The organism is Streptomyces sp. NPDC002476 (assembly GCF_042889785.1).
Classification (GTDB): Bacteria; Actinomycetota; Actinomycetes; order Streptomycetales; family Streptomycetaceae; genus Streptomyces.
On sequence record NZ_JBIARH010000011.1, the window covers coordinates 181,589 to 199,323 of the forward strand.

The following is a 17,735-nucleotide window of genomic DNA, read 5'->3' on the forward strand; positions in this document are numbered from 1 at the left end:
CCGGCCCGCGACGCCTGGCACGACGCCTCGCCACGTTGTCGGGGGCGTCCGCGTACGCCCCCCGTACGAGGACGACCATCCGCCTTGCGGCGCACCGCACCGGACGCCGCGGGCCCCGCCCTTCGGGCGGACGACGGGACTTTCGAAACACGCCCTGGCAGGGCCTAGACTCCCGTGCGTACAAACTGCGCGCGACCGCGTACAGCATCGCCGAACGGATCGATCGAGGGAGCGAGGGACGGACGTGGCGGATCTGCCGGAACCGACCGTTCTCGCGTCGGACTACTTCCACGGCTACGCGGTGGTCGGAATGCTCGCCGTGATCGGCGTGCTCTTCGTCGCCGTCGCATTCGGTGCCGGGCGGCTGCTGCGCCCCGTGGTGCCCACCCCGGAAAAGCTCCTGACGTACGAGTGCGGCGTGGACCCGGTGGGTGAAGGATGGGCGCATACGCAGGTCCGTTATTACGTGTATGCCTTCCTGTACGTCGTCTTCGCCGTCGACTCGATCTTCCTGTTTCCCTGGGCGACCGTGTTCGCCGCTCCCGGATACGGGGCGACGACCCTGGTGGAGATGTTCATCTTCCTCGGCTTCCTGGCCGTAGGACTGCTCTACGCATGGAAGAAGGGCGTCCTCGAATGGACGTGACGAGCCCGCCGCCCCCCGAGCACCGGCCCGGAGCAGGTCCGGGAACGGAAGCGGAGCCCGGGACGGGCGTGGTGCCGGCCGACGACGCGACGGGGACCGAACCGCGGCCCGTCCCCACTTTCCTGCCGGAGCCCAAGCGGCTCGGCGTCCTGTCCAGGCTCGCGCCCGAGCCGATGAAGGTGGTCCTGAACTGGGGCCGCCGCTACAGCCTGTGGGTCTTCAACTTCGGGCTCGCCTGCTGCGCCATCGAGTTCATCGCCGCCTCCATGGCCCGGCACGACTTCATCCGGCTCGGTGTGATCCCGTTCGCCCCGGGCCCCCGCCAGGCCGACCTCATGATCGTCTCCGGCACGGTGACGGACAAGATGGCCCCGGCCGTGAAGCGGCTGTACGAGCAGATGCCCGAGCCGAAATACGTCATCTCCTTCGGAGCCTGCTCCAACTGCGGCGGCCCGTACTGGGACTCGTACTCCGTGACGAAGGGGGTCGACCAGATCATTCCGGTCGACGTCTACGTCCCCGGTTGCCCGCCCCGGCCCGAGGCACTGCTCCAGGGCATCCTCAAGCTCCAGGAGAAGATCGCCCGCGAGTCGCTGGGCGAGCGGTACGCGACGGGCGGCGGCCGTCCCTCCACCGCCGCGCTGCGCAGTGGCCTGGTCACCGCCCCGCCGGTGCCGGGGGAGGAGCGGAAGTGACCGGAGGAACGGAGAACCACGACCACGAGGGCCGCGCCCCGGAGAACCGTGAAGCCGGCGAGGAGCACGTGGTCCCCGAGAACCGTGAGGGCGGCGAGGAGCGCGTGGCTCCCGAGAACCGTGAGGACGGCGAGGAACGCGCGGTACCCGGGCGGGACGCGTACGACCCCACCGCCTACGACCGGCTTCCGGACGCCGCCGCCGAGCTCTTCGGCGAGGGCGCGACGGCCGAGCTCGCGTACGACCTGCTGACCGTCGACGTGCCCGCGGCCTCCTGGACCACCGCCCTGGAAACGGCCCGCGACCGGCTGGGCTGCAGCTACTTCGACTGGCTGAGCGCGGTCGACGAGGCGGGCACCGGCTTCCGGGTGTGCGCCCACGTCGCGGCCCTGGCACCGGGCGCGGTCCGGCGGCTCCTCGTCCGTACGACCGTTCCGCACGACGCCGCGTCGCTCCCCACGGCCGTCCACGTCTACGCGGGCGCCGCCTGGCACGAGCGCGAGACGCACGAGATGTTCGGCATCGGCTTCGAGGGCCACCCCCACCTGGTGCCGCTGCTGCTGCCCGAGGGGTTCGAGGGCCACCCGCTGCGCAAGGACTTCGTCCTGGCCGCCCGCGTCGCCAAGGCGTGGCCGGGCGCGAAGGAGCCGGGCGAGTCGGAGCACGGCGGCCCGAAGCGGCGCACGATGCTGCCGCCCGGCGTCCCCGACCCGAACGAGTGGGGTCCGTTGAAGGGCCAGCTCCCGCCCGCCCCGTCCCGCCCCGCCCGCGCCGCGCGCGCGGCGGGCGACCGTCCCGTACGGCGTACCCGCAGCGCGAGCGAGGGCTCGGCCAGTCGGCCGGCGGCAGGCGCGTCGGAGACGCCGCCGGACGGGACGACCGGGGCGGCCGAGGCCACGTCCGCGCCCGCCGCACGCCCGCGCCGTACGCGCAGCGCGTCCCAGGGTTCCGCCAGCCAACGACAGGCCGCCGCCGAGCCGGGCACGACCGCCCCGCCCGCGGCGCCCGCCCGGGACACGGCCCCGAAACCGACGACCGGCCCGGCCCCGACCGATTCGGCCCCGGCTCCCACCGCCCCGGCAGCCCCGACCGGCCCGGCCGCCCCGAAGCCGAGGGCCGGGAGCGGCGACGCGCCCTGGCACCACGCCCGCCCCGCCTTCGACGCACCCGGAACCACGCCGGAGTCCGCTCCTGGAAGCACCCCGGGACCGGACTCCGCCACGTCGCCGGACTCCGCCACGTCGCCGGACTCCGCCACGTCGCCGGACTCCGCCACGTCGCCCGGCACCGACGCGTCGCCCGGCACCGACGCGTCGCCCGACTCCACCCCGCCCGAAGCCCCTGGCACCGCGCCCGAAAGCCCCGAAAGCCCCGAAACCCCCGACCGTCCCGACGGAGGCGATACCGCGTGAACGACGTACTCGACGTCGCCCTCCGTCTCGTCATCGTCTTCGCCGCGTTCATGGTTCTCCCGCTCGTCGTGGGTCAGACCGAGCACAAGGTGATGGCCCATATGCAGGGCCGGCTCGGACCCATGTACGCGGGCGGCTTCCACGGCTGGGCCCAGCTCGTCGCGGACGGCGTGAAGTTCGCGCAGAAGGAGGACGTCGTACCGGCCGATGCCGACCGCCGCGTCTTCCAGCTCGCACCGGCCGTCGCGCTGCTCCCGTACCTCCTCGTCCTCGTCGCCCTTCCGATCGGTCCCGGCGAGGGCGCGGTCGGGCAGGTCGTCGACGCGGGCATCTTCTTCGTGCTCGCCGTGATGGGCGTCGGCGTGCTCGGCTCGCTGATGGCCGGCTGGGCCTCGGCCAACAAGTTCTCCCTCCTCGGCGGACTGCGTACGGCCGCCCAGCTGCTCGCGTACGAACTGCCGATGCTGCTCGCCGCCGCCTCCGTCGCGATGGCCGCCGGGACCGTCTCCCTCCCGGGCATCCTCGACGCCTTCGAGTGGTGGTGGCTGCCCTGGCAGATCACCGGCGCGCTGGTCTTCTTCGTGGCCGGACTGGCCGAGCTCCAGCGCCCGCCCTTCGACATGCCGGTCGCCGACTCGGAGATCATCTTCGGCGCGTACACCGAGTACACCGGGCTGCGCTTCGCGCTGTTCCTGCTCGCCGAATACGCGGGCATCGTCGTGCTGTGCGGACTGACCACCGTGCTCTTCCTCGGTGGCTGGCACGGTCCGTTCGGCGCCGACGGGCTCGGCTGGTTCTGGACGCTCCTCAAGACCGCGGTCCTCGCCTTCGTCGTCATCTGGCTGCGGGTGAGCTACCCCCGGCTCCGCGAGGACCAGCTCCAGAAGCTCGCCTGGACCGCGCTCATCCCGCTCGCTCTCGCGCAGATCGCGCTCACCGGCATCGTGAAGGTGGCGATGAACTGATGGCCGTTCCCGGCTCCGGCCTGGCCAAGGGCCTGGCCGTCACCCTGCGGACGATGACGCGGAAGAACGTCACCGCGCAGTACCCGGACGTCCAGCCCGAACTGCCGCCGCGGTCCCGCGGCGTGATCGCGCTGTTCGAGGAGAACTGCACGGTCTGCATGCTCTGCGCCCGCGAGTGCCCGGACTGGTGCATCTACATCGATTCCCACAAGGAGACGGTGCCGGCTGCCGCCCCCGGCGGACGCGAGCGCAGCCGCAACGTCCTCGACCGCTTCGCGATCGACTTCTCGCTCTGCATGTACTGCGGCATCTGCATCGAGGTGTGCCCCTTCGACGCCCTCTTCTGGTCGCCGGAGTTCGAGTACGCCGAGACGGACATCCTCGAACTCACCCACGAGCGCGACAAGCTCCGCGAGTGGATGTGGACGGTGCCCGAACCGCCCGCGCTCGACCCGGCCGCAGAGGAACCGAAGGAGATCGCCGCCGCCCGCAAGACGGCGGAGAAACTCCAGGCCCAGCGCGCCAGGGAGGCGCAGGCGGCCCAGCAGGCCACCGAGGCCCAGCAGACCGCCGGGCCCCGACGGACCGCCGGGACGCGGCAGGCCACCGAGGCCCAGCGGGCAGCCCACAAGGACCGGACGGACCAGAAGGACCAGCAGGACCAGCAGGAACAGAAGGAACAGAAGGAAGAAGAGGGGGAGGCGTGACACTCGCAGCCATCGCGGCGCAGTCCGCCGCCGGAGCCGCCCAGTCCCTCCCTTCCGTCCCCTCCGCACCCTCCGGCTTCCTCTCCCCGACCGGCGTCGAGATCGCCTTCGTGCTCGTCGGCATCGCCACCCTCGGCGCCGCCCTCGTCACCGTCACGACCAGGCAGCTGGTGCACGCCGCCCTCTGGCTCGTCGTGGCCCTCGGCGGACTCGCCGTCGAGTACCTCCTGCTCACCGCCGAGTTCATCGCCTGGGTGCAGGTACTGATCTATGTCGGTTCCGTGGTCGTCCTCCTCCTCTTCGGGCTGATGCTCACCAAGGCGCCCATCGGCCGCTCCCCGGACGCCGACTCCGGCAACCGCCGGGTGGCCCTCGGCGTCGCGGCGGCCGCCGCGGGCACGCTCGTCTGGATCGTCGTCGACGCCTTCCGCACCACCTGGATCGAGCTCGAAGGACCCGTCGGCGGCTCCACGGAAGTGACCGGTGCGTCCCTCTTCCGGCACTGGGTGCTGCCGTTCGAGGCGCTCTCCGTCCTGCTGCTCGCCGCCCTCGTCGGCGCCGTCGTCCTGTCCCGCAAGCACGGTAAGGAGCAGAGCTGATGCACCTCGCCTATCCCGCCGTGCTCGCCGTCCTCCTCTTCTGCACCGGGCTGTACGGGGTGCTCGCCCGCCGCAACGCGATCCTGGTGCTGATGTCCGTCGAGCTGATGCTCAACGCCGTCAACCTGAACCTGGTCGCCTTCGACGTCTGGCTCCGCGACACCCTCCACGCCGGACAGGCCCTCACCCTCTTCACCATCGCCGTAGCGGCGGCGGAGATCGGCATCGGCCTGGCCATCGTCCTCGCCGTGTACCGCAACCGGGGCACCTCGGACATCGACCGTCTCCGCGACACCGCCGAGACCGACGCCGCCGAGACGCTCCCCGACGAGCCGCTCACCGGCATCGACGGGAACCACGACACCGCAGACCAGGCCGCTGCTCCGGCAGGGAAGGCACAGAAGGCAGAGGCCACTCCGTGACCACCACGACCCTCGCCGTCCTCGTCCCCCTCCTTCCGTTCCTGGGCGCCGCGGGCGGTCTGCTCACCGGACGCATCGCGCCGGGCTTCGTACGCCCCCTCGCCGTACTGCCCACCCTCACCGCCTTCCTGCTCGCCGTCGTCGTCGCCTCGCGCCAGGCCGGCGGGCCGGCCGTCGACGCGGCGACCCGGCTCACCCCCACCGGGTCCGTGCCGATCGACCTCGCCCTGCACCTCGACGGCTTCGCGGTCCTCGTCGCCGTCCTGGTCGGGCTCGTCGCGACGTGCGTGCAGATCTACTCGACCGCCTACCTGCGCGACGACCCCCGCTACCCCTCGTACACCGCCCTCGTCTCCCTCTTCACCTCCGCGATGCTCCTCGTCGTCTACTCCGGCGACCTGATGGTGCTCCTGGTCGGCTGGGAGATCATGGGCATCTGCTCGTACTTCCTCGTCGGCCACTACTGGGAGACGCCCGAGGCCCGCGCCGCCTCCCTCAAGGCGTTCCTGGTCACCAAGCTCGGCGACGTCCCCTTCCTGATCGGACTGTTCGCGCTCGCCGCCGACACCGGCTCGTTCCGCATCACCCGCATCCTGGGCGCCGTCGCGAACGGCGGCCTCGACCACCCCACCCTCATCGCCCTGCTGCTCCTCGCGGGCGTCGCCGGGAAATCCGCGCAGTTCCCCCTCCACACCTGGCTGCCCGACGCGATGGCCGGCCCCACCCCCGTCTCCGCGCTGATCCACGCCGCGACGATGGTCGCCGCCGGCATCTACTTCGTGGCCAGGCTCCTTCCCGTCTTCGCCCAGTCCGGCGCGGCCCTCGTCGTCCTCGCCGTGATGGCCGCGGTCACGATGACCGGCTCCGCCCTCGCCGCCCTCGCCCAGGACGACATCAAACGCGTCCTCGCTTACTCGACCATCGGACAGCTCGGCTACATGGCCGGGGCCCTGGCCGTCGGCGACCGCGGCGCCGCCGTCTTCCACCTCCTCTCGCACGGCGCGTTCAAGGCCGTCCTCTTCCTCGCGGCGGGTGTCGTCATCCACGCCGCCGGGACCAACTCACTGGCCGCCATGTCCCGCATGGGCGGCCTGGCGAAGCGCATCCCGGACGCCTACTGGACGATGACCGTCGCCCTCCTCGCGCTCGCTGCCATCCCGCCGTTCTCCGGCTTCTTCTCCAAGGAAGCCGTTCTCGTCGCCGCCGAGCACACCGCGCTCGGGGACCGGCACGTCGCCCCGTCCGCCGCAGGCTGGACCGTCCTCGTCGCCGGACTGCTCACCGCGGCCCTCACCGCCGCGTACGCCACCCGCCTCTGGCTCCTCGCCTTCCGCGGCCGCGGCGCCGAGGCCCCCGACCACGGCCGCCAGCCCGTCGCGATGACCACCGTCCTGTGGGTCCTCGCCGTCCCCACCATCGCCTTCGGGCTGACTGTCGGCGCGATCGGCGACTGGTTCGACGGCCACGGCCTCACCCCCTCCCTCACCACCGCCGTCCTCTCCACGGGCATCGGACTCGTCGGCGGCCTCGTCACCTACGGCGCCTGGCGCCACACCTCGGCACTCGCCGCCCGGACCGCCGTCGGCACCGTCGCCCCCCATCCCGACGCCGAACCCGCCCTCGTCGAGGCCGAGGCGCTGACCGCGCACACTGCCGCCTACGGCACCGCCGGGGACGCCCCCGACCCGGCCGACCCGGGCCGCCTCCTGCTCGGCCCGCTCCACCGCCACGCCGCCACCGGCTTCCACCTCGACGCCCTTTACACGGCCCTGTTCGTCCGCCCCGTGCGGGCCGCCGCCGGCCTGGTCCGGTTCCTGGACCGCGAGGTCGTCGACACCTACGTACGCGGCTCCGGCACCGGAGCGCGCTGGCTCGGCGCCGCCGTACGCCGCGCCCAGACCGGCAACGTGCAGACCTACCTCAGCGCACTGCTCGCCGGTTCCCTGGTCCTGACGATCGCCGCCGTCGTCTTCGCCAACGTCAACGCCGGGTCGTGAGCCGTGATCGATATCAGTGAATCCGTGATGCAGTTCCTTCTCGCGTTCGTCGTCCTCGCCCCGCTCGTCGGCGCCGTGGCCGCTCTGCTGCCCGCCCCGCCCGGACTGAAGGGCACCGGCCCCGACCAGGCCGTGCTCCGCCACGGCGTGACCGTCACCGGGGCGGTCCTCGCCGCCACGCTCCTCCTCGCCGCGGGCTTCGACCACGACCATCCGTCGAAGATGCAGGCCACGACCGACATCAGCTGGATCCCGGCGCTCCACGTCCGCATCCACCTGGGCATCGACGGCATCTCGCTCCCCCTCCTCGTACTGACCGCGCTGCTGACCTTCCTCTGCGCCCTGTACAGCTACTTCAAGATGCCTGCGGGCCCCTCCCCGAAGGCGTTCGTCGCTCTCGTCCTCGCCCTGGAATCCGGCACCCTCGCGACCTTCGCCGTTCTCGACCTGGTGCTGTTCTTCCTGGCGTTCGAGATGGTGCTCATCCCCATGTACTTCCTGATCGCCCGCTGGGGCGGTGCGGGCAGGCAGGCCGCCGCCTGGAAGTTCATCCTCTACACCGTCCTCGGCTCGGTGATCATGCTGCTGGGCCTGCTCCTCATCGGGCTGAAGAGCGGCACCTTCGACATGGTGGCACTCGCCACTGACAACGGCCGTGGGCTCACCACGTCCGTGCAGGTCATCGCCGTTCTGGCGATCGGGATCGGGCTCGCCGTGAAGACCCCGATGTGGCCGCTGCACAGCTGGCTCCCCGACGCCCACACCGCCGCCCCGACCGTCGGCTCGGTGCTGCTCGCGGGTGTCCTGCTGAAGATGGGCACGTACGGCTTCGTCCGCATCCTGCTCCCCGCCGCCCCCGACGGCATGCAGACCTTCGCGCCCTACCTCGCCGCCTTCGCGGTGGTCGGCATCGTCTACGGATCGCTCGCCTGCCTGGCGCTGGCCCGCCCCGGATCCAAGGGCGACCTCAAGCGGCTGATCGCGTACTCCTCCGTCGGACACATGGGCTTCGTGCTCCTCGGCATCGCGAGCATGACCCCCACCGGCGTCAACGGCGCGCTCTTCGCCAACATCGCCCACGGCCTCATCACCGGCCTGCTGTTCTTCCTCGTCGGTGCCGTCAAGGACCGCTGCGGCACCGCCGACCTCGACACCCTCTCCGGCGCCACCGGGGCCGCGCTCTACGGCCGGGCGCCGCGTCTCGGCGGTCTCCTCGCCTTCGCCGCGATCGCCTCCCTCGGCCTGCCCGGCCTCGCCGGGTTCTGGGGCGAGATGCTCGCCCTGTTCGGCTCCTTCGACCCCGCCGACGGACTCAGCCGCCCCGCCTTCCTCACCTTCATGGCGATCGCCGCGTTCGGCACCCTGCTCACCGCCGCGTACATGCTGATCGTCGTACGCCGCGTCTGCATGGGCGACACCGGTGCGAAGCGGGAGGAACCGCGACTCACCGACGTCCAGGCGTACGAGTTCGCCACCTGGACCCCGCTCGTCGCCCTCACCGTCCTCGCCGGCCTGTGGCCCGCCGTCCTCCTCGGCCTCACCGATCCGGCCGTGCAGAAGCTCCTCGCAGGAGGCAAGTCGTGACCACAGCCGCCGCCCTGAGCGCCCTCCCGCGCGTCGTCACCACCGCGCCCGACACCGCTCCCGGCCTCGCCGCCGCCGCGACCCACGGCGGCGGTCTCGTCACCACGGCTGCCGACAGCACCACCAGCCTCGTCCAGTCCGTCGACTGGCTCGCGATCGCGCCCCCCCTCGTCGTCGCGGCTGCCGCCCTGGCGGTCCTGGTCGCCGACCTCTTCCTGCCCAGGGAGCGCAAGCCGGTCCTCGGCCTGATCACCCTCGCCGGACTCGTCGCAGCCCTCGCCCTCCTCGTCCCGCTGCGGGACGGCGACCGCTCCACCTTCTGCCTCACCCCGGCCGCCACCGGCACCGGCGCCACCGGAGCCTGCAGCTACACCGCCGACCACTTCGCCCTCGTCATCCAGGCCCTCGTCCTCGTCGGCGCCCTGCTCACCGCCCTGCTCTCGCTCGACGACACCCGAAGGCTCCCGGCCGGCGAGTTCTGGTTCCTGCTGCTGTCCTCCGCCGCCGGCGCCGTGCTGCTGCCCGCCGCCCGCGACCTCGCCACCCTCGTCATCGCCCTCGAAGTCGCCTCGCTGCCCGCCTTCGCCCTCGTCGGCCTCAAGCGCGGAGACCGCCGGTCCTCCGAGGCCGCACTGAAGTTCTTCCTGTCCTCCGTCGTCGCCACCGCCGTCATGCTCCTCGGCGTCAGCTTCGTGTACGCGGCCACCGGCACCCTCCACCTCACGGAACTCGCCACCCGGCTCGACGACGTACCCGGACAGCTCGGCACCCTCGCCGAGACCGGCGTCGTCCTCACCCTCGTCGGCTTCGCCTTCAAGACGGCCGCCGCGCCCTTCCACTTCTGGGTCCCCGACACCTACGTCGGTGCCCCCCTGCCGGTCGCCGCCTATCTCTCGGTCGTCGGCAAGGCGGCCGGCTTCTCCGGCCTCATCCTCGTCGCCGTGATCGGCTTCCCGGCGTACGCCGACGTCTGGGGACCGGCCCTCGCCGTCCTCGCCGCCCTCACCATGACCATCGGCAATGTCGCCGCCCTGCGCCAGAACGCCGACCGCGCCCGCAGCGCCGTACGCCTGCTCGCCTGGTCGTCCGTCGGCCAGGCCGGCTACCTCCTGGTGCCGATCGCCGCCGCCGCGTACGCCAGCGACCGGCACATCGGTTCCACCGTCGCGTACGCCCTCATGTACGCCGTCGTGAACCTCGGCGCGTTCGCGGTCGCCGCGCTCGTCGCCCGTACCCACCCCGGGAACCGGCTCTCCGACTACCGCAGCCTCTGCGCCGACCGCCCCCTCGCCGCCCTCGCGCTGGCCTTCTTCCTGCTCTGCCTGGCCGGTCTGCCGCCCGGCATCATCGGCCTCTTCGCCAAGGTCACGGTCTTCTCCGCCGCCGTCGACGCGGGACTCGGCTGGCTCGCCGTCGTCATGGCCGTCAACGTAGTGATCGCGTTGTACTACTACCTGCGGTGGACGGCGGCGCTCTTCCGCGCCCCGGAGCGGACAGCGGACGCCCCGGACCCGTCCGCCGGAAGGACGCCGGCCGCGAGCCCGGCCGCACCCGCCCCCACCGGCCACCATGTCCCGGTCCCCGTCACTCTCGCGATCGCCCTCACCGCAGTCGCGGGCATCGTGCTCTCCGGAGTCCCGCAGACCATCCTGGAATTCGCCGCCGTAGGTCTCTTCTGACATACCCGGGATCGGTTTGCCCGGGACGGTCCGCACACGGCAAGGTCTAGTGCCATGACCGGTGAGGTTCACCGGCTCGCGGCGTCCGGCAAACCTTCCCGGTCACAGAACTAAGGCCGCACATCGCGACAACACACCCAGGTCCCAGAGGGAGCAAAAGCAGTGCTGAACGGGTTCAAGGACTTCATCCTGCGCGGAAACATCATCTCCATGGCCATCGGTCTGGCCGTCGGATCCGCGTTCACCGCCGTCGTCACCGGATTCAGCACCGCGTTCATCACCCCGCTGATCGGCCTCGCCACCGGTTCGGTCGGCGACTTCAGCTCCGCGGAGTTCGCGATCGAGGGCACGGTCTTCCCGTACGGGAAGTTCCTGGCCGCCGCCATCGCCTTCCTGATCACCGCCGCGGTGCTCTACTTCGGCGTCGTCGTACCCATGACGAAGGTCCAGAACCGTTTCTCCAAGGCCGACGAGAAGGTCGACGTCAAGGCCGCCGTCCGCGACTGCCCGCGCTGCTACACCGAGATCCCGGCCATCGCCTCCCGCTGCGCCCACTGCACCAGCGAGATCGAGCCGGACCCCGAGGCCCTCGCGGTCGCCGGGTTCCCCGCCCAGCGCTGAGCCGCCCGGCCACGGCTCCCGGACACGGCACGGCCCCCGCCCCGGGGCGGGGTACGGACACGGGCGACGGGGGCGCGCACGGCCCCGTCACCCGTACGGCGCAGCGCCCCCCGGGCCGGGCGTCCCGGCCCTGCCCCGCCCCGCGGCGGCACGCACAAGGGAACTAGCTCACCTCGCCTGGCGTTGACCCGTACGGGAGGCTCCACTGAGGGAGTGGAGACCACCGAGCAAAGGGTTCCCCTGCTGCACCACTTGGAGGGCGTACCGTGCACCGCCGGCACAACGGGCTGAGGACCGCCGTACTTCTCGGCGGTCTCTCCGCGCTCATCATCGTCATCGGAAGCTTCTTCGGACGTACGGGCCTGATCGTCGCGCTCTTCGTGGCCGTCGGTACCAACGCCTACGCGTACTGGAACAGCGACAAGCTGGCACTGAAGGCCATGCGCGCCCGCCCCGTGAGCGAGTTCGAGGCGCCGGGGCTGTACCGCATGGTCCGCGAGCTCTCGACGGCCGCCCGGCAGCCCATGCCCCGGCTCTACATCTCCCCGACCCAGGCCCCCAACGCCTTCGCCACCGGCCGAAACCCGCGCAACGCGGCGGTCTGCTGCACCGAGGGCATCCTCCAGATCCTCGACGAGAGAGAGCTGCGCGGCGTCCTCGGGCACGAGCTGAGCCATGTCTACAACCGCGACATCCTGATCTCGTCCGTCGCCGGGGCGCTCGCCTCCGTCGTCATGTTCCTGGTCAACTTCGCCTGGCTGGTCCCGGCGGGCCGGTCCGACGACGACGAGGGCCCCGGCATTCTCGGCATGCTGCTGATCATGATCCTCGGCCCGCTCGCCGCCTCCGTCATCCAGCTGGCCGTGAGCCGCTCCCGCGAGTACGAGGCGGACGCCTCGGGCGCCCAGCTCACCGGCGACCCGCTGGCCCTCGCCGGTGCCCTGCGGAAGCTCGACGCGGGGACGAAGCAGCTCCCGCTGCCTCCCGAGCCGAGGATCGGGACCGCGAGCCACATGATGATCGCCAACCCCTTCCGCCCCGGTCAGAGCATGTCCAAGCTGTTCTCGACGCACCCGCCGATGGCGGAGCGCATCGCCCGCCTGGAACAGATGGCGGGCCGCCGCCCGTGAGGCCGTCGGTCCCGCTCACCGGCCCCGGGACGCCCGAGGCGCTCCGCGCGAACCGCCTCCGTTCCCTTCCCGCTTCCGTGTCCGTACGGACCGCTACCGCGCCCCGAACCTCTCGTCGGTCGGGACCACCTCGCGCCCCAGCGGCATGAGGGAGATCGGGATCAGCTTCAGGTTCGCCCAGCCGAACGGGATGCCGATGATCGACACGAACAGCGGGATGCTTGTCAGCAGGTGTCCGAGCGCCAGCCACCACCCGGCGAAGACCAGCCAGATGACGTTGCCGACGCACGAGGGCGCCCCCGCGTCGGGCCGGTCCACGGTGGTCCGCCCGAACGGCCACAGGACGTAGCCCGCGATCCTCAGGGACGCGATGCCGAACGGGATCGTCACGATCAGCACGAAGCAGATGATCGCGGCCACCAGATATCCGAGGGCCATCCAGAACCCGCAGAACACCACCCACAGGACGTTCAGGATCAGTTGCAGCAGCTTCATGTTTCCCAGCCTTCCACGCGTTTCGCCCGGTAGCGCCCTTCGCCGCCGGTCTCGGCCGACGGCCCGGACCACCGCTCCGGCCGATTGTCAGTGCCGTCACTCACCATGAACGCATGATGGACATCGAGCAGTTGCTGGCGGCCGTGGAGAAGACCGCGCGCACCGGGCCGCGCTGGGCGGCGTACCCCCTTCCGGCTCCCCTGTCCGCCGAGGGCGTCGAGCGGGCCGAGGCCGCCCTGGGCTTCCCTCTGCCACCGCTGCTGACCGCGCTGTACACCCGGACGGCCAACGGCGGCTTCGGGCCTGCGTACGGATTCCTGCCGCTGATCGGCGACCGGACGCCGGACGGGAAGGAGTCCGCCGTCGCGCACTACCTCGCCCTGCGCCGGGGCGACACGGAGGAGGGGGAGTGGGTGTGGCCGGAGGGCGTGCTGCCGATATGCAGCCTGGGCTGTGGGATGTACTCCTGCGTGGACTGCCGCAGCGAGCGCACCACGGTCCTGCTCTTCGAGCCGAACGCCGGTGTGCCGGAGCTCGCCTGGTACGTGGACAAGCCCGACCTCGCCCAGTGGCTGCACGCCTGGCTGGACGGCACCGCGTGGCACTGCGAGGACGCGGAGGACGAGGAGGCCGACATGGAGCCCTGGCCCGACTTCGGCGCCCGCATACGACCCGTGGCCGCCGGCGCCGTGTCTGCCGGCGCCGGGAGGGCCACTCGCCCCTGACGCTCCTCGGGCCGTCCGACCCTTGGTCCGTCCGCTCCTCGGGCCCCGCGGATCGCCCGGACTATCCGGAATGCCCGGAGGGGCCGCGGGAATCGAGTCCCGTCTCGCGCAGGGTCAGGTTGAGCCGGCCATGGCTCAGTCCCGACGCGGGATCGGCCGTCCCGGGAACGATCCTCGGTACGCCGTGGAAGGCGAAGCGCGACGGCCCGCCGAAGACGAACAGGTCGCCGGAGGCCAACTCCACGTCCGTGTAGGGCTTTCCCCGGTTCTCCGTGTTCCCGAAGCGGAAGACGCAGGTGGCGCCGATGCTGAGCGACACCACCGGGGCACCGGACCGTTCCTCCTTGTCCTGGTGCATGCCCATCCGTGCCGCGTCGTCGTAGAAGTTGACGAGGGCCGCGTCCGGCGCGTACGCCCGCGTGGGGCTCTCGTCCCCGTACGCCGCCACCAGCGCCTCCCGGCCCAGCTCCGCGAGCCAGTCGGGGAACGTGGCGACCCGTGCGCCGTTCACGTCGTCGGCCGTGCGCGAGTAGTGGTACGGCTGCCAGTGCCAGCCCAGGCAGACCGTCCGCACCGACATCGCGCCGCCGCCCGGCAGCACCGTGTGCCGCAGCGGCACCGGCCCTCGCGCCCACTCCCGGCAGGCGGCCACCAGCTCCCGCCGGCGCGCGGGCGACAGCCACTCCGGCACGTGCACGGCCCCCGGCGCCACGGCGGCCCGCGGTCTGGGAAAGAGCCCGGACATGTCAGCGCACCGCCAGGGCGCCTTCAAGCCTCAGCAGCCGTTCCTTGCGCTCCACGCCGCCCGCGTAGCCGCGCAGGGCCCCGTCCGCGCCGATCACCCGATGGCACGGCCGTACGACCAGCAGCGGGTTGCGGCCGATCGCCGTGCCCACGGCCCGCACACCCGCCCCGGACGCCCCGACGCACTCGGCGACCTGCCCGTACGACACGGTCTCCCCGTACGGGACGGTGTCGAGCGCGGCCCATACCCGGCGCTGGAAGTCCGTGCCCGCGCCGTCGGCGTGGACGAGGTCGAAACGGGTCAGCCGCCCCGCGAAGTACTCCCGCAGCTGTGCGGCGACCCCCTCGAAGGCGTCCGGCGCGCGGACCCAGTCGGCCCGGACGACCGCGGCGCCCTTCTGGCCGGGCAGGGAGAGCGAGGCGAGCGCGACCCCTCCGGCCGCGTCGGCGGTCTCCTCTCCGACCAGCAGCAGTTCACCCAGCGGGCTGTCGACCGTCGCGTACATGGTCATGGCTCGTCCTCTCCGCGCCTGTCGTGCCGGAGGCGACAGGACCACCGTCCGGCACACACCAGTGTGCGTCCCCGGCCACATCGCGACCGGCGGTATTCGGACATCGCGTCGGACCAGGAACTCCGCGAGCAGGCCCCGGGTCGTGTTGGTCCGCGGATCGGGCATCGCGTAGCGCCAGAAGTCCAGCACCGTCCCGGTATCCGCGCTTCGGAAGACCTCACCGCCCGAGAGCGGCGTCGGTTCGGCCGGGGCGTGCCGGCCGCCGGGGGTGGTGGACTCGGAGGCCCCAGCCTGGCATGTGGCCGGGGCTCGATGCGGCCGAACAGCCGGACAGCGACGGTCGGGGAGTGCGCGCAGGGGGCGGCGCCCGGAGTTCTCCGTGCCGCCCCGACGCGCCCTCCCCGACCGGGAAGCAGACGCTGAGAACCGGCGCCTTCGCAGGTGATGACCCTGCTCCGGCAGCGGTTTCGCCAGGGCGTGTTTCGAAAGTCCCGTCCGGCCCGCGGCGCCTGGTGCGGCACCTCGCCGCGTTGTCGGAACGCCCGCATACATCCAGTATGCGGACGCCCCTCCGCCTTGCGATGCACCACATCCGACGCCGCGCGCTGGTCCACCACGGATTACGGGACAGCCCTTAGCGGTAGTTCGCGAACTGGATCGCGAAGTCGAGGTCCTTGCCCTTCAGCAGGGCCTGGACTGCCTGGAGGTCGTCCCGGCTCTTCGAGCTGACCCGCAGCTCGTCGCCCTGGACCTGAGCCTTGACGCCCTTCGGGCCCTCGTCGCGGATGATCTTCGCCACCTTCTTCGCGTTCTCCTGGGAGATGCCCTCCTGGATCGAGGCGGTGATCTTGTACTCCTTGCCGGACAGCTGCGGCTCGCCCGCGTCCAGCGCCTTGAGCGAGATCCCGCGCTTGATCAGCTTGGACTGGAAGATGTCGAGGATCGCCTTGACCCGCTCCTCGCCGTTCGCCGACATCAGGATCTTCTCGCCGGACCAGGCGATCGAGGCGTCGGTGCCCTTGAAGTCGTAACGCTGCGAGATTTCCTTGGCGGCCTGGTTGAGGGCGTTGTCGACCTCCTGCCGCTCGACCTTCGAGACGATGTCGAAACTGGAGTCGGCCATGACGTGTGGCTCCTTGGATCGGGGTGCTGGGAAACGGGATGCGTACGGGGGCGGTCGCGGGCCTTCCGGCCCCGTCCCGCCGGTCAAAGCCTAGCCATCCGCACCCGATCGAGCCGCTGATCAATCCGGTGGCGGAGCACCCCCGGGCATCGGGTATCGTTTACGTCGTTGCCAGGGAGCACCGCCGAAAAGCGGTTCTCGAAGGTGACGATCCCCGGCGGTGTGCCCGAGCGGCCAAAGGGAGCAGACTGTAAATCTGCCGGCTTCGCCTTCCCAGGTTCGAATCCTGGCGCCGCCACAGGAAAAGGCCCCTGTTCACAAGACAGGGGCCTTCTTCGTTTCCGTGGTCCGTCGGCCTGTGCGGCGGGCCTGCTGCCGAGGTCGTGAGCATGAAACCCGTATCCCCGTCCGTATCCGCACCCGTACTGGTCAGCGCCTGTCTGCGCGGTGTGCCGTGCCGCTTCGACGGCCGGGGCAAGGCGTCCGACGCGGTGACCGAGGCCATCGGGGACCGCCGGCCGGTGTCCTTCTGCCCGGAGGTGGCCGCCGGACTGTCCACCCCGCGCCGCCCCGCCGAGATCGTCGGTGGCGACGGGCACGACGTGCTGGAGGGCCGCGCCCGCGTCGTCGACGACACCGGGCACGACGTGACACGGGAGTTCGTGGACGGCGCGGAACGCGCGCTGGAGGTCGCGCGCGGGGCCGGGTGCGACGAGGCGCTGCTGATGAGCCGCAGCCCCTCCTGCGGGCGCGGCACGGTCTACGACGGCACGTTCACGGGTCGGCTCCGCGAGGGCGACGGCGTCACCGCCGCGCTGCTGGAGCGCCACGGCATCACGGTCCGCCCGGCCCCGCGCGACTGAGGGCGGCCCCGGCCCGCGTGGCCCGGAGCGCTGTACGCGGGCGCCGCCGGTTCGCGCGGCCCGGGGCGCGGTACGCGGTTCTCGCCGATGCCACGGACGACGGCGGGGCCGGCCGGGGCAGCCGGGGTCAGTTGCCCGCCACGTCCTTGACCGCGACCGCCACCGGCACGTTCCCCGAGACGAGTTCCAGCGTCAGCCCCGCCGTCGCCGGGGTCTCCAGCAGCTCCAGCAGCGCCGCCGCCACGTCGTCGCGCGGCACCGGTCCGCGGCCGGTCGAGACGGCCAGACGGACCAGCCCCGTGCCCGCCTCGTTCGTCAGCCTGCCGGGGCGCAGGATCGTCCAGTCCAGCGCGGTCCTGGAGTGCACGTACGCGTCCGCGGCTCCCTTCGCCCGCAGGTACGCGTCGAAGACCTCGTCGCCCGGGTGATCGGGATCGGCGCCCATCGACGAGACCACGACCAGGCGTCGTACCCCCGCCCGTTCGGCCGCGTCCGCGAGCAGCACCGCCGCGCCGCGGTCCACCGTTTCCTTGCGCGGCGCGCCGCTGTCCGGGCCCGCGCCGGCCGCGAAGACCGCCGCGTCGGCGCCACGCAGCACCGCCGCCACGTCGTCCACGGAGGCCGACTCCAGGTCCAGGACGACCGGTTCGGCGCCCGCCGCCCGGAGGTCCGCGCTCTGTCCCGGATCACGGATGACGCCGACCGCCTCGTACCCGCGCGCGGCGAGCAGCCGCTCCAGCCGCAGCGCGATCTGACCATGTCCACCTGCGATGACAATGCGCATGTTCCCGACCGTACGCCGCCACGGGCCGCCGT

19 protein-coding genes and 1 tRNA gene are annotated in these 17,735 nt (G+C 72.0%); 15 read left to right on the top strand and 5 right to left on the bottom strand.

The genetic code is table 11. The features are described from left to right. Nucleotides 1-244 precede the first annotated feature (244 nt). The 12 genes from ACFYXM_RS16055 (at nt 245) to htpX (ending at nt 12,457) form a co-directional block, all read left to right on the top strand. Nucleotides 245-646 (top strand): NADH-quinone oxidoreductase subunit A, encoded by a 402-nt coding sequence (locus tag ACFYXM_RS16055; protein ID WP_389289740.1) that lies wholly within the window; start codon nt 245-247, stop codon nt 644-646. Further along, nucleotides 637-1,341 (top strand): NADH-quinone oxidoreductase subunit B, encoded by a 705-nt coding sequence (locus tag ACFYXM_RS16060; RefSeq protein WP_389289742.1) that lies wholly within the window; start codon nt 637-639, stop codon nt 1,339-1,341. The genes ACFYXM_RS16055 and ACFYXM_RS16060 overlap by 10 nt, the downstream gene beginning before the upstream one ends. Continuing rightward, a complete protein-coding gene (locus ACFYXM_RS16065; protein WP_389289743.1) occupies nt 1,338-2,753 on the top strand; it encodes an NADH-quinone oxidoreductase subunit C in 1,416 nt (471 codons plus the stop codon). The genes ACFYXM_RS16060 and ACFYXM_RS16065 overlap by 4 nt, the downstream gene beginning before the upstream one ends. Next, nucleotides 2,750-3,718 carry an NADH-quinone oxidoreductase subunit H gene (locus ACFYXM_RS16070; RefSeq protein ID WP_389289745.1) on the top strand — a complete coding sequence of 323 codons (969 nt, stop codon included), beginning with the start codon at nt 2,750-2,752 and terminating at the stop codon, nt 3,716-3,718. Before ACFYXM_RS16065 ends, ACFYXM_RS16070 begins: the two co-directional genes overlap by 4 nt. Then, entirely contained in the window at nt 3,715-4,425 is a 711-nt protein-coding gene (locus ACFYXM_RS16075; RefSeq protein ID WP_389289811.1) for a NuoI/complex I 23 kDa subunit family protein, read from the top strand. Before ACFYXM_RS16070 ends, ACFYXM_RS16075 begins: the two co-directional genes overlap by 4 nt. Before the next feature lie 11 nt (nt 4,426-4,436). Further along, complete coding sequence (locus ACFYXM_RS16080) at nt 4,437-5,024, top strand: NADH-quinone oxidoreductase subunit J (protein WP_389289813.1); 588 nt, start codon at nt 4,437-4,439, stop codon at nt 5,022-5,024. Next, nucleotides 5,024-5,446, top strand: coding sequence for an NADH-quinone oxidoreductase subunit NuoK (nuoK, locus tag ACFYXM_RS16085; protein ID WP_389289746.1), 423 nt, complete (start codon nt 5,024-5,026; stop codon nt 5,444-5,446). Before ACFYXM_RS16080 ends, nuoK begins: the two co-directional genes overlap by 1 nt. Continuing rightward, nucleotides 5,443-7,443, top strand: coding sequence for an NADH-quinone oxidoreductase subunit L (locus tag ACFYXM_RS16090; RefSeq protein WP_389289748.1), 2,001 nt, complete (start codon nt 5,443-5,445; stop codon nt 7,441-7,443). Before nuoK ends, ACFYXM_RS16090 begins: the two co-directional genes overlap by 4 nt. Before the next feature lie 27 nt (nt 7,444-7,470). Continuing rightward, nucleotides 7,471-9,027: a NuoM family protein gene (locus ACFYXM_RS16095; RefSeq protein ID WP_389289750.1), complete on the top strand. Its 1,557-nt coding sequence runs from the start codon at nt 7,471-7,473 to the stop codon at nt 9,025-9,027. A gap of 155 nt (nt 9,028-9,182) precedes the next feature. Further along, entirely contained in the window at nt 9,183-10,706 is a 1,524-nt protein-coding gene (locus tag ACFYXM_RS16100; protein WP_389289815.1) for an NADH-quinone oxidoreductase subunit N, read from the top strand. Nucleotides 10,707-10,868: 162 nt separating this feature from the next. Next, the gene (locus tag ACFYXM_RS16105) at nt 10,869-11,327 is read left to right on the top strand and encodes an MscL family protein (protein WP_389289752.1); all 459 of its coding nucleotides are present in this window, start codon (nt 10,869-10,871) and stop codon (nt 11,325-11,327) included. 266 nt (nt 11,328-11,593) lie between these two features. After that, nucleotides 11,594-12,457 carry a zinc metalloprotease HtpX gene (htpX, locus tag ACFYXM_RS16110; protein WP_389289753.1) on the top strand — a complete coding sequence of 288 codons (864 nt, stop codon included), beginning with the start codon at nt 11,594-11,596 and terminating at the stop codon, nt 12,455-12,457. Nucleotides 12,458-12,550: 93 nt separating this feature from the next. Here the strand turns inward: htpX and ACFYXM_RS16115 are convergent, their stop codons facing one another. After that, the gene (locus ACFYXM_RS16115) at nt 12,551-12,952 is read right to left on the bottom strand and encodes a YccF domain-containing protein (protein ID WP_389289755.1); all 402 of its coding nucleotides are present in this window, start codon (nt 12,950-12,952) and stop codon (nt 12,551-12,553) included. Nucleotides 12,953-13,065: 113 nt separating this feature from the next. Between ACFYXM_RS16115 and ACFYXM_RS16120 the strand changes: the two genes are divergently transcribed. Continuing rightward, nucleotides 13,066-13,677, top strand: a complete 612-nt coding sequence (locus ACFYXM_RS16120; RefSeq protein ID WP_389289757.1) for an SMI1/KNR4 family protein — start codon at nt 13,066-13,068, stop codon at nt 13,675-13,677. A 61-nt stretch (nt 13,678-13,738) separates the two neighbouring features. On the opposite strand, the gene ACFYXM_RS16125 is transcribed toward ACFYXM_RS16120, so the two are convergent. The 3 genes from ACFYXM_RS16125 to ACFYXM_RS16135 form a co-directional block, all read right to left on the bottom strand. Then, the gene (locus tag ACFYXM_RS16125) at nt 13,739-14,422 is read right to left on the bottom strand and encodes an alpha-ketoglutarate-dependent dioxygenase AlkB family protein (RefSeq protein WP_389289758.1); all 684 of its coding nucleotides are present in this window, start codon (nt 14,420-14,422) and stop codon (nt 13,739-13,741) included. A gap of 1 nt (nt 14,423) precedes the next feature. Beyond that, entirely contained in the window at nt 14,424-14,933 is a 510-nt protein-coding gene (locus tag ACFYXM_RS16130) for a methylated-DNA--[protein]-cysteine S-methyltransferase (RefSeq protein ID WP_389289760.1), read from the bottom strand. A 634-nt stretch (nt 14,934-15,567) separates the two neighbouring features. Continuing rightward, nucleotides 15,568-16,056 carry a YajQ family cyclic di-GMP-binding protein gene (locus ACFYXM_RS16135; RefSeq protein WP_362021097.1) on the bottom strand — a complete coding sequence of 163 codons (489 nt, stop codon included), beginning with the start codon at nt 16,054-16,056 and terminating at the stop codon, nt 15,568-15,570. Between the two features lie 216 nt (nt 16,057-16,272). Between ACFYXM_RS16135 and ACFYXM_RS16140 the strand changes: the two genes are divergently transcribed. After that, a tRNA-Tyr gene (locus ACFYXM_RS16140) sits at nt 16,273-16,354 on the top strand. Between the two features lie 91 nt (nt 16,355-16,445). Then, nucleotides 16,446-16,919: a DUF523 domain-containing protein gene (locus ACFYXM_RS16145; RefSeq protein WP_389289762.1), complete on the top strand. Its 474-nt coding sequence runs from the start codon at nt 16,446-16,448 to the stop codon at nt 16,917-16,919. Nucleotides 16,920-17,046: 127 nt separating this feature from the next. Here ACFYXM_RS16145 and ACFYXM_RS16150 read toward each other — a convergent pair whose 3' ends face one another. Next, nucleotides 17,047-17,703: an SDR family oxidoreductase gene (locus ACFYXM_RS16150; protein ID WP_389289764.1), complete on the bottom strand. Its 657-nt coding sequence runs from the start codon at nt 17,701-17,703 to the stop codon at nt 17,047-17,049. Between the last annotated feature and the right edge of the window lie 32 nt (nt 17,704-17,735).